Raw genomic sequence first — 11,256 nt, 5'->3', positions numbered from 1 at the left:
GAACACCGTGTTTTCCGTTGCCCCCGCCGGCCGGCGATTGTTGATGGCGTCGACCAGCATGGAAAAGCCGAGCGTATCGGACAGCAGGATGAACTCCTGCCGTTCCTGGCTGCAGATCTGCCCGGTCTTCGTCAGGAAATCGATGCCGGTTTCCCATTCCTCCTGGGTCAGCTGAATTTCCTTCGCAAAGGCATGCAGATGTTTGACGAGACACGCCATCACTTCGGCAAGGCGCGGGTTTGTGCCCGGCCCCATGCGAGCGTTTACGGCCTCGACCGAGCCTTCCTCGGTAAAATAGGATGACATTTCATTCCTCCGTAATCATCGTCCGAAGCAGCTCAGCGACCGGGGACGGCTTCCTTCCCATGCGCCTTGCAGTAGCGCCCGGATTCCGGCCTTCTCAATGGGCCTGGGGTTCCAATAGGGGTTCCTGACCGCGAGCTCAGCGGCCTCGTCGAGGTCCGTCTCCACTACGCCGAGCGCTCTGAGCGCCTGCGGTGCACCGAGGGAGGCGGCGAAGTCATAAAGCCCTCCGCCGACCGGCCCGCCGAGGAGCTCTGCGACCGGAGCCAGCGCAGCCGACACCGCCACCTCGTTGTAGCCCGCCGTGTGGGGCAGCAGGATCGCGTGCGTTTCGGCATGCGGCAGATTGAAGCGTCCGCCCAGTGTGTGACAGAGCTTGTGATGCAGCGCCATGCCGACCTGGGCGAGAACCGTCCCGCAAAGCCACGAGCCGAAAAGCGTTTCCTCGCGGGCGGCGAGATCGCCCGGCGCCGCCACCACGCCCGGCAGGCCGCTGACGAAGGCGCGGATGCCGCCAAGCGCAAGCTGGTCGGAGAGCGGGTTGCTGTCCCGCGCGTAGAGCGCTTCGATGGCGTGTGCGATCGCGTTGAGCCCGCTGGTCACCGTCATGGTGACCGGAAGCGTTGCCACGAGTTCGGGATCATAGAGGATCACTTCCGGTCGGACCTTCGGGGAACGGAGCGTTTCCTTCACGCCGTTTTCGGTCTGGCCGAGGACCGGCGTCGCCTCCGATCCCGCATAGGTCGTCGGCAGGACGATCTGCGGCAGACCCTTGCGTAGAGCAATAGCCTTGCCCAGACCAATCGTCGATCCGCCGCCGATCGCCACAAGGCAATCGGCGCCAGCCGCGGCATCAATTGCTGCCATCGTGATGTCGAGCGGTGTGTGCATGGCAGCGTCGCTGAAAAGACCATGACCTAGAGGCCCCAGAGCCGATAGCAGGGCTTCACCCTGGGGGGCCTGTTGCGGCGTCGTCAGTACAAGCGCCTTCCGCAGCCCGAGCGTCTTTAATTCAGCGCCAACCTCGTGCCGAATACCGACGCCGAGGCCCACCTTCACTGGAGGATGTCCCGCTTCAAAACCGGCATAAAAGGTCTTCATCAATCATACCGCTTTCTTCAGGAAGCCAGCAACCTGGCGGTAGCTCGCCGCGACCTCTTCGAGCTCGGCGGCAGAGATGAGGTCCTCGATCCGGTCGTCCGGGCCTTTAACCCGTGACGCTGCAATGTCCAACACCCGCTCGGGGCCGGACTTGCGATTGTTTATTACGACGTTGGTGGTGATCGGGCGACGTATCGCCTCATAGGCAGCAAGCCCCGCCGGTCCCGGCTGTGCAGCCAGTGCATCCGCGAGCGCCCGGCCGTCAAGAATTGCCTGCGACGCCCCGTTGGCTCCCATCGGATACATCGGATGTGCAGCGTCTCCAAGAAGTGTCACGCGACCGAGGGTCCACCATGGCAGCGGATCACGGTCGATCATCGGGTATTGCGTGATTTTCTGAGTGTTTGTGAGAAGCGTCGTAATATCGAGATCGGGCATATGGAAGCCGAGATATTCGGAGATAAAATCGCGATCAGCCTCCCGCGTCCAGTCTGCTTCCTCGGCCGCACGTGGATTGTCGTGACGAACCTCGGCCACCCAGTTGATAAGTGCTTTGCCGTCGTGGGCCGCGCGACCGCTGATCGGATAACAAACGAATTTCACGTCGTGGTCGCCGGCGATGAACATGGTCCGGCCATCGGCGAATGGCGCCTGCAGATTGGCCCCCCGCCACATCATCGTTCCTTCATAACGGGCTGGTCCCTCATCTGGATGAAGCTGTTGGCGCACCCTCGACCTGAAGCCGTCCGCGCCCACCAGGAGGTCTCCTTCACAGAATGACCCGTCATGAAAGCTGACGCGAACACCCCGATTATCCTGTTCGAAGCCGGAAACGGCTTTACCGGTGATGACTGCGTTGTGGCCGAGACGGTCGCGGACCGTATCCAGCAGAAGGAACTGCAGCTCACCACGATGCACCGAGTACTGCGGATACTCAAACCCGGCCTCGACACACCGCGGGTCCGACTGGATGAGATGGCCAAAACGGGTGCGGTACTCGATCGCCCGGGTGCGGATTGCAATGTCATCGAGCGCGTTGCCAAGCTCCAATCCGAACAGTACGCCTGAGGCGTGCGGCATGACATTGATCCCGACGCCGAGTGGCTGTAGTGCATCTACCGCTTCAAACAGCTGAACCTCAAAGCCTTTTTCATGAAGGCAAAGTGCGGCAGCAAGGCCACCGATACCGGCACCGGCAATTACGATCTTCATTTGGTTGTCTCCTTGGAAGGTGTGGTCTCTTCCTGTTTACGTTCTTCGAAAAGGATCGAGACAGCTTCATCGACCGCGATGTCGATGAGGGAAGGTCCGTTATGGGTGAAAGCCTGAGTGAATGCGTGATCCAGATGCTCAGGTGCCGTCACGCGCTGCGCCGAGCATCCGAACCCGCAGGCGAGCGAAACGAAGTCAAGCCCTGGCAGATCAATGCCGGGTGGTCGTTCGGCCTGCATGATCCGGCTGAAAAATCGCATGGCGCCATAACCGGAATTGTTCATGACCACGAAAGTGATCGGCAGGCTGCGCTGCGCCGCCGTCCATATTCCCTGGATCGAATACATCGCCGACCCGTCACCGATCAGACACACGATGCGCCTCCCGGGGCGTGCGAGAGCAACACCCACCGAGGCCGGAAGGCTGTATCCCAGTCCGCCGCTTGCCATTGTGTAAAAGCTGTCGGCTCCCCGCATGGGAAAATAGGCCTGAATTGCTGGCCGATGTGATGGCGCTTCCTCTACCACAATAGCATCTGGCGGCAGAAGCTGACAAAGTCGGCTGAGGGCAAACCCAGGCGGAATTGGCGTTGCCGATGGTGGTGCCGGCGGAATTCGCAGGGGAGCGGGGAGCTGCCTTTCCGTCGTCTCAGGCAATGCCGCCAGGAGCGCCGCGAGGGATTTCGGCATCGTGCCGATCAGGCTTTCTCCGACCGGCGACGTCGCAGCCTCGGACGGGTCGTCCGTGATCTGCCAGATAGGCGTCCCATTACCAAAGAGATCGCAATATCCTTCCACGTGAAATGTGAAAACCGGAGCGCCAAAAACGGCGATAAGATCCGCGTCCCGCAAGGCTTTGGCAAGCGCGCCGGGCGCGGCATGCAGAAATCCCGCGAAAAGCGGATGGCGCTCGGGAAAGCTCGCTCGGCTCGACATCGGACTTGCCCAGACAGCGGCCTTGGCGCGCTCAGCTATCGCGACCATCAGACCGACGGCACTATTACGGTCCACATCCGGTCCAACGACAAAGACGGGTCTCTTCGCCTTCGCGATCACCTCGGCAAGACGCTTGATCGCCGCGGTGTCGGGCCCAAATTCGCTGGCGATGGAGCGCATGGGAACGACGGGGGCTGTGCGAGCCCAGTCATCAGACGGAACCGAGACAAATGTCGGCCCCCGGGGATGTTGCATGGAAATCCGGAACGCCTTCGCGATCGCGGCGGGAACATCTTCCGCCCTGGCCGGCTCGATACTCCACTTCACATACGGCTTCGGAAACTGGGCGGCTTCCTCGGCAAACAGATAGGGCCTGAGCGGCAGGATGCTGCGGGCCTGCTGACCAGCAGTCACGACGAGCGGCGTCTTGTTGCGAAACGCCGTGAACAGATTGCCGAGAGCGTGGCCGAGGCCCGCCGCCGAGTGGAGGTTGACAAAGGCTGGCCGCCCGGTTGCCTGGGCATAGCCGTCCGCCATGCCGACGACGCAAGCCTCCTGAAGGCCCAGGACGTAATCGATGTCCGTGGGCCAATCGTGCAGAAATGCAAGTTCGGTCGAGCCTGGATTACCAAAAATCCGGTCGACCCCGAAGGAGCGCAACACGTCAAGCGTTGCCTCCCGGACAGTGAGATTGTGGGTGTCCATATTTCTGAATCTCTTCGTGACCTGAGCTGAATATTGTTAGAAGGGGTAATGTTGCGGCTCGGTCTCGATCGTGATCCAGCGCAACTCGGTAAACTCGGCAATCCCTGCCTGGCCGCCGAAGCGCCCGAAGCCTGATCCCTTCACGCCGCCGAACGGCATCTGCGCTTCGTCATGTACGGTCGGGCCGTTCACATGGCAGATGCCGGATTCGATGCGTCTGGCGACGGTGAGGGCACGAGCGACGTCCCGGCCGAACACCGCGGCGGAGAGACCGTATTCGCTGTCATTAGCGAGGCGAATTGCATCGTCAATACCTTCGGCACGGATCACCGACACGACCGGACCAAAACTCTCCTCACTATAAATCCGCATCGCATCCGTCACATGGTCAAGAACAGTCGCAGGAACTACAGTACCCGAACGTTCGCCACCGGCAACTCGCTTGGCACCCTTGCTGATGGCGTCATCTATTAGATCGACGACCCGTTTTGCCGGAGCTTCATCGACGAGCGATCCGATTACCACGGGTCCGGAGCGCGGGTCTCCGGCAGGCAAGCCCGTCGCCTTGGCGGCGAGTTTTTCGACGAAACGATCGGCAACCGCCGCATCAACGATGACCCGCTCCGTCGACATGCAGACCTGTCCCTGATTTATGAAGGCACCGAAAGCGACGGCTTCAACAGCGGCATCGAGATCGGCATCATCAAGCACGATCAGTGGCGCCTTGCCGCCCAGTTCCAGCACCACCGGCTTGAGGTGGCGGCCGGCAAGCTCACCGATGATCCGGCCGACACGGGTGGAACCGGTGAAATTGATGCGTTTGACGGCCGGATTCGCGATCAGCCTTTCGACAATGGCCGGCGCATCCTCCGGGGCGTTGGTGATGACGTTGACGACGCCTGCGGGGAAGCCCGCTTCGCGGAACACCTCGCCGATCAAACGGTGAGTGCCAGGGCAGATTTCCGAAGCCTTGAGGATGACTGTGTTTCCGCAGGCCAGAGGTGTCGCGACCGCGCGAACACCAAGGATGATCGGGGCGTTCCATGGTGCGATGCCGAGGCAAACGCCTGCCGCCTGCCGAACCGCCGTGGCTATACAGCCGGGCTTGTCCGACGGGATTACTTCTCCTTTAATCTGTGTTGTCAATGATGCGGCCTCGCGCAGCATGCCGCTCGCGAGCTTGACGTTGAATGAAGCCCACACATCCGTCGTGCCGATTTCGGCAATCATCGTGCGGACGAATTCGTCGCGCATCCCTTCGAAGACCTCGGCAGCCTTCAGAAGCAGCATGCGGCGGTCATTCGGGCCAAGTGCCGACCATGCGGGGTAGGCTGCTACTGCCGCGGACACCGCCGCGTCCGCGTCCTCCACCGTTGCCGCGGGCGCCGTCGTAGCAACCTCCCTCGACAAGGGGTTGGTGCGGTCAAACGTCCTGCCATTGCTTGAAAGCAGATCCTGGTCACCGATCAGAAGATTGACATTCATGGTTTCCTCCCATTTTAATGTAATAACTCTTTCATATTCAATGAGATAGCGGTTCGTCTTTAGTTTCGTGGACGAAACGCAAAGCAATTGCGGCGGCGGCGGCGAGAACGAGATAGTAGATGACAATCGACCATGTACTGCCTGTGGCCGCGTAAAGTGCGGTTGCGATCAGGGGAGCGAGGCCGCCGCCTAGGACGGTCCCCATCTGCTTGCCGATCGACACACCGCTGAAGCGGACGTGCGTCGGAAACAGTTCCGGGAAGTAGCTGCCTTCGGTGCTGAACATCAGAGGATGAATGATGCCTGCGGCGATGATCACCGCGCCCATGACAAGGACCACATTCTGCGTGGCGAGCAAGCCGTAGAAAACCAGCATGGAAAGCGACGCCAATGCCAGGCCCGCGAGAAAGAGACGCTTGCGTCCCGTCCTGTCCGACCAACTGCCGATAACTGGCATGGCGATCAGCGCGACGATATTGGCCAATAGCACCGCTTGCGTCATTACCTCTTTGCTGACACCCAACTGGCGGGTTGCGAAAGAAAGGGTGAATATAGCCGTCAGATAAAAGAAGGAGGTTTGCGCCGCCTCTGCGACAAGTACAGCGAGAATTGGCCGCGGATAGGACCTGATAGCTTCGAGCGCTGGTACTTTCGGAGGCTGCACCGTCCGAGTCGTCGCCTGGCGAAATGCGGAACTTTCCTCGATCCGAATACGAATATAAATGCCAATACCGACTAGAATGCCGCTGATCAGGAAGGGTATTCTCCAGCCCCAGGAAAGAAGATCTGGTTCGGACAGACTGGCAATCGCCATTGCTGCCAGCGAAGCAAGAACGACGCCAAGCGGCCCCGCCGCCTGAATTATCGCGGCCGCGAAGCCTCGACGATCGCTGGGGGCGGTTTCAATGGCCATCAGACTAGCCGCTGTAGACTCACCGCCTAGGGCAAATCCCTGCAGAAACCGCAGAAGCACCAATGCCGCGGTCGCTAAAACACCTACCTGGGAATAGGTGGGCAAAAGGCCGATGAACATTGTCGATAGGCCCATGATCAACAACGTCACGAGCAGCACGGATTTTCGACCGGCGCGATCTCCGAAATGGCCAAACACCAACCCGCCCAGAGGGCGCGCCAGAAAACCGACCGCGAACGTGGCAAAAACAGCCATGGTCGAGGTCAGCTGGTCGAACTTCGGAAAGAACAGCCTGTCGAAAACGATTGGCGCAATCAGCCCGTAGAGAAAGAAATCATACCATTCGATGGTGGTGCCGATGGTCCCGGCGACGAGAATACGGCGGCGTGCAGAGGAACCCTCCTGGCTTAGCTTCGCTACACCCTTGCTGTAAGAAAAGGTCTTGTCTGTAGACATCGGCTCCTCCCGATTACAATGAAACGGAAGCCCTGGCGCGGGTCATGCGCGAGACTATCCGCACCCGGCGGCAGGACCGCGGGCTGAGTTATTGCACTATGACGGCTGATCAGGCTGTACGGTCCTGAGCGTGCTTTCCGATCCGGGCGCGTCCGGTACGGTCCGAAGGGTTAGTTGCGGTTGCAACGCCCGTTGCGCAGCCTCGGTAACATCTATGAGCGCTTGCGTTGCCCAAAGGCAAAACTCAAAGTCGATCTGCGGGATGTCTGGATTCTCGCGTTCATGTGCTTCTCCTCCGCGGTCATTGGCAGGAGTGAGCGTCTCCTGTCACAACTGCACTTTTTTGACTTTTGGAAAGTGCCTTTTCAGCTTGCACACCTCAATGCACATAGGTGACAATAAATGTCACTTTTTCAAACAGGGATTTGACATGCCCGAACCCTTACTCGACCGTGATCGCTTCGTCCTCGGGGATGCCTCGCAACATGTCGGCTTTCTTAATTGCGAACGCATCTCGGAACGTAGGCACATCCACGGCTGGCGCGTCGAGCCCCATTATCACGAGGGATTGACGCAGATCTTTCTTTTCTGGAACAGGCCAGTTGCGAGCCAAATCGACTTTGAGGAAACTCGCATTCAACCGCCGGCGTTGGTCTGGATGCCCCCGCTGGTAAGTCATGGCTTCGACTATCCCGAGGATATTCGCGGCTGGGTTATTACCGTGCCCAGTCTCGACTTGGTCAGGCTTGCAGCGACAATGCCGTGGATCGCTTCGTGGATCTCACGCCCGATCACCCTATCCGGCGAAAATCTGGAACACGATCTTTTGCCGATACGAGCGTTGTTCGAGGACGTCGAGGTTGAGCATGGGTTTTGGGGGGAAGAGAGGAGTGCAATCCTCGAAGGATTATTCCGAATTATTTTGGTGCGCATACATCGTATTTTGCGAACGGTTCGGTCACATGAGACCTTGGCGCGAATCCCTCGCTTAAAACTGGTCACTCGTTTTGAGGCGCTCGTTGACCGCGATCATCTGAAAAACCGGTCGGTCGGTGACTACGCAGCGGAGCTTTCGGTCACTTCGACCTATTTGACCAGATGCGTCAAGGCTGCGACGGGCCGGAGCGCGGGCGAGATCATTCATGACCGATTGCTGCTTGAAGCGCGGCGTCTTATAGTATTTACCGACCTTCCCATTGCACAGATCGCCTACCGGCTAAACTTTTCAACGCCGTCGTATTTTACACGCTTCTTCACGCAGTTGGCGGGTGAGAAGCCCACAATATTTCGTAGCCGAATGCGTGCCGCGAAGCAGGCAGAATAAGACGGCATCAGGCCCAACCCAGCCGCCGCAACCGACGCCATTTATGAATTCTCTCATGCGGGTCAGTTGTTCTTTGTGGTAAGTGCTTTTACCTCATGAGGGAGCCGCCGTTAATGTCAAGCGTTGCACCGGTGATAAACGCCGCTTCCCGCGACAACAGGTAAACAATCCCGGCGCCTACCTCTTCCGGCGTGGCCAGTCGCTTGAATACGGAGAGTGCAGCGATGCCGGTTCGTATCTGTTCGTTCGTGTTACGGAACAATTCCGGTGTGGCAACTGGCCCCGGGGACACGATGTTGACCGTTATACCTGCTGGCGCGAGATCGACAGCAGCTTGCCGGGCCAACCCCAACAAGCCGGCTTTGGAGACTGAATAAGCCACGTCTGTGCCATTACCCGCCAAATGGCCGGCCGTAGAGCCCACGATGACGACCCGAGCATCCGGCAACGGTGCTGCCAAGCGCAGACGTGCAAATGCCTGAAGGCAATTGAATACGCCTGTGAGATTGAGGGCCAAAGCCTTGTCCCAGTCCGACAGCTTTGCTGTAGCTATAGTGCCGGCGTGCTCCAGGCTGGAGGTCGGCCCCCCCGAGGCAACCACGAGGATACTGGCCGGGTCGCTCGCCTCAATGGCGTCGAACGCGGCAACGATGGTTTGCGGTTCGGTGACATCCAGTCTGACGGCTTCGTGATCCTTTCCCTGAAGTTGGTCGAGAACCTTCTGGGCGCGGGCGAAGTCGAAATCCGCAACGACGATGCGATAGCCCTGCTGATCTAGTGCATGAACCGTAGCGCCTCCGATACCGCCAGCTCCCCCTACGACAATCGCGCGACGAGGTTGTATCATGACATCTCCTTACAACGGTTGGGAAAAACAAAAACGAGCGTCACGGCTCGGCGAGAGAGGTGTCGAGGGCAGTCAGGGTACGAAGAGTGATTAGAACATCGCTCCCGGACAAGCCTGCCTGAGCTAATAAACCACGCCACGTATCACGAACGGTTTTGATGGAGTGTTTCGCTTGAGGTGTGAGAAACAGGCGCGCGATCCGGCCATCCGACTCGTCCGCTCGCCGCTCTAGCTGACTTTTTTCGACAAGCCCGCGCAGTGCGGTACTAGCATTGCTAGAACGCAATCTTAGTTCTTCGCCGAGATCACCCGGCGTAACTCCCGGATACCGCTCCACGTGTAGTAGCACCAGGCACTCCAATTGGCTTAGCGGAACGATCTGCGGATCCTGCAGTGGATAGCCTCGCAGTTTGCGCGCGACGCGCAGGGTAACATCGGCGAGTTCAACGAGCGGATCAGGCGAGCTTATTCTTTTGTCAGTCACGTTGACGTCAGGCACCTATTTATGAAATCATAGCTATATTACCATAGTTAAAGAGGAGGTCAACATGATCATTACCGCTGCCGTATCGCGAGCTGAAACCCCCGTTCCGCACCTTGAGGAGGTTGAGCTTGAAGACCCGCGTGCACACGAGGTGCTAGTGCGCATCGTGGCGACCGGCATTTGCCATACCGACATCAACAGTCACGCGGGGCGCGGACTGGCAGTGCCCAAGCCCATTGTGCTCGGACACGAAGGGGCTGGTATCGTGGAAGCTATCGGCGTGGGGGTAACAACCTTGCACGTAGGAGATCATGTCGTACTGTCGGGTGGATCCTGTGGCGAGTGCCCGAGTTGCATGTCCGCCCGCCCGACCTATTGCCGACACGCCATGTTGGCCGGCTTCGGTGGCGCTCGCCTGGACGGCAGTTCCCCAATCAGCCAGAATGGCCAGCCCATTGCGGGCTACTTCTTCGGACAGTCCTCATTCGGAACGTATGCCATAGCCTCGGCACGCACGGCCGTGCGTGTTCCCAAAGATGTTCCACTACACCTGCTCGGACCGTTGGCCTGCGGGATGATCACCGGTGCGGGCTCGATCATCGAGGCACTCAAAGTGCGGCCAGGGCAATCGGTGGTGGTTTACGGTACGGGTGGCGTGGGATTGGCTGCGATCATGGCAGCCAAGCTGGCGGGTGCTTCACGGATCGTCGCCGTAGATGTCAATGCGACACGCTTGGAGCTGGCCGTGGAGCTTGGCGCAAGCGATACCGTGCCTTCGGACGAAAATGTTGATAACGCACTGCGTGCAATCTTGCCGGACGGCTTCGATTTCTCTTTCGTCACGGCCGCTCACCCGAGTGTTTACACGTCGGCTGTGGCCTGCCTCGCAGTGGAAGGTACTTGCGGCATCGCCGTCGCCCCGCACGGTTACTGGGCGGCCGATGCGGGTTATCTACTGTCCGGTGGACGAAAGCTGCAAGGCATAATTGGTGGCTCAGCTAACCCACACACCTTCATTCCCATGTTGATCGAATACTGGCGCCAAGGACGATTCCCATTCGATCGGCTGATTAAGACCTACGAGTTTTCTGACATCGCACTTGCGTGGTCCGACGCGACCGATGGTAGCGCGATCAAGCCGGTACTGCTGATGCCCGAGGAGTGAAAGTAGAGAGAGGCGTGGCGACACATCTCTAGCACTACTTTGGCAGATTAACCGACGGTTAACGATGATCGGCCATCTTTGGCCCCTCAAAAGGGGTGCGGTGGATGGTGGAGCAGGATATTGCACTGGCGGATTGGCTGAAGCCGTTCGTTGAGAAGCTTGGTCACAAAAAGCGGCGGCATATGTGCCCGGTATATATTTCAGGCCTGATCGGACCGGGTGATCGCAAGAGTATCGAGCCGATGGCGGAACGCCTTGCGCCCGATCACTACGACCGTCTGCATCATTTCATCTCGGATGGGATTTGGGACGCCAGTCCGCTTGAG

Annotated in this window: 11 protein-coding genes; 3 read left to right on the top strand and 8 right to left on the bottom strand. The window is 59.1% G+C overall.

The genetic code is table 11. The features are described 5' to 3' along the window. The 6 genes from EM858_RS26470 to EM858_RS26445 all read right to left on the bottom strand — a co-directional run. On the bottom strand, positions 1-306 hold a 306-nt coding region (locus tag EM858_RS26470), incomplete at its 3' end, for a dioxygenase (RefSeq protein WP_280960154.1). Between the two features lie 15 nt (positions 307-321). Then, positions 322-1,404 carry a maleylacetate reductase gene (locus EM858_RS26465; protein ID WP_127758514.1) on the bottom strand — a complete coding sequence of 361 codons (1,083 nt, stop codon included), beginning with the start codon at positions 1,402-1,404 and terminating at the stop codon, positions 322-324. 3 nt (positions 1,405-1,407) lie between these two features. Further along, the gene (locus EM858_RS26460; RefSeq protein WP_127758513.1) at positions 1,408-2,616 is read right to left on the bottom strand and encodes a flavin-dependent oxidoreductase; all 1,209 of its coding nucleotides are present in this window, start codon (positions 2,614-2,616) and stop codon (positions 1,408-1,410) included. Continuing rightward, positions 2,613-4,256, bottom strand: coding sequence for a benzoylformate decarboxylase (gene mdlC / locus EM858_RS26455; protein ID WP_127758512.1), 1,644 nt, complete (start codon positions 4,254-4,256; stop codon positions 2,613-2,615). Before mdlC ends, EM858_RS26460 begins: the two co-directional genes overlap by 4 nt. Before the next feature lie 36 nt (positions 4,257-4,292). Next, positions 4,293-5,741 carry an aldehyde dehydrogenase gene (locus tag EM858_RS26450; protein WP_127758511.1) on the bottom strand — a complete coding sequence of 483 codons (1,449 nt, stop codon included), beginning with the start codon at positions 5,739-5,741 and terminating at the stop codon, positions 4,293-4,295. 37 nt (positions 5,742-5,778) lie between these two features. Next, a complete protein-coding gene (locus tag EM858_RS26445; protein ID WP_127758510.1) occupies positions 5,779-7,110 on the bottom strand; it encodes an MFS transporter in 1,332 nt (443 codons plus the stop codon). A gap of 430 nt (positions 7,111-7,540) precedes the next feature. Here EM858_RS26445 and EM858_RS26440 point away from each other — a divergent pair, with 430 nt between their 5' ends. Continuing rightward, positions 7,541-8,434 (top strand): AraC family transcriptional regulator, encoded by an 894-nt coding sequence (locus EM858_RS26440; RefSeq protein ID WP_164865579.1) that lies wholly within the window; start codon positions 7,541-7,543, stop codon positions 8,432-8,434. A gap of 88 nt (positions 8,435-8,522) precedes the next feature. On the opposite strand, the gene EM858_RS26435 is transcribed toward EM858_RS26440, so the two are convergent. Then, entirely contained in the window at positions 8,523-9,281 is a 759-nt protein-coding gene (locus tag EM858_RS26435) for an SDR family oxidoreductase (protein WP_127758508.1), read from the bottom strand. 40 nt (positions 9,282-9,321) lie between these two features. After that, complete coding sequence (locus EM858_RS26430; protein ID WP_127758507.1) at positions 9,322-9,780, bottom strand: MarR family transcriptional regulator; 459 nt, start codon at positions 9,778-9,780, stop codon at positions 9,322-9,324. Between the two features lie 49 nt (positions 9,781-9,829). Here EM858_RS26430 and EM858_RS26425 point away from each other — a divergent pair, with 49 nt between their 5' ends. Together EM858_RS26425 and EM858_RS26420 are read left to right on the top strand one after the other, a co-directional pair. Then, positions 9,830-10,930, top strand: a complete 1,101-nt coding sequence (locus EM858_RS26425) for an NAD(P)-dependent alcohol dehydrogenase (protein WP_127758506.1) — start codon at positions 9,830-9,832, stop codon at positions 10,928-10,930. A gap of 104 nt (positions 10,931-11,034) precedes the next feature. Beyond that, on the top strand, positions 11,035-11,256 hold a 222-nt coding region (locus EM858_RS26420; RefSeq protein ID WP_164865578.1), incomplete at its 3' end, for a transposase.

The organism is Agrobacterium sp. CNPSo 2736, assembly GCF_004005385.1.
Taxonomy (GTDB): domain Bacteria; phylum Pseudomonadota; class Alphaproteobacteria; order Rhizobiales; family Rhizobiaceae; genus Agrobacterium; species Agrobacterium leguminum.
This window is presented reverse-complemented; position numbering and strand designations above follow the sequence as displayed.

Coding starts and splice junctions, on each gene's coding strand:
- EM858_RS26465 (WP_127758514.1), bottom strand. CDS start 1,404: ATGAAGACCTTTTATGCCGGTTTTGAAGCGGGACATCCTCCAGTGAAG.
- EM858_RS26460 (WP_127758513.1), bottom strand. CDS start 2,616: ATGAAGATCGTAATTGCCGGTGCCGGTATCGGTGGCCTTGCTGCCGCA.
- mdlC (WP_127758512.1), bottom strand. CDS start 4,256: ATGGACACCCACAATCTCACTGTCCGGGAGGCAACGCTTGACGTGTTG.
- EM858_RS26450 (WP_127758511.1), bottom strand. CDS start 5,741: ATGAATGTCAATCTTCTGATCGGTGACCAGGATCTGCTTTCAAGCAAT.
- EM858_RS26445 (WP_127758510.1), bottom strand. CDS start 7,110: ATGTCTACAGACAAGACCTTTTCTTACAGCAAGGGTGTAGCGAAGCTA.
- EM858_RS26440 (WP_164865579.1), top strand. CDS start 7,541: ATGCCCGAACCCTTACTCGACCGTGATCGCTTCGTCCTCGGGGATGCC.
- EM858_RS26435 (WP_127758508.1), bottom strand. CDS start 9,281: ATGATACAACCTCGTCGCGCGATTGTCGTAGGGGGAGCTGGCGGTATC.
- EM858_RS26425 (WP_127758506.1), top strand. CDS start 9,830: ATGATCATTACCGCTGCCGTATCGCGAGCTGAAACCCCCGTTCCGCAC.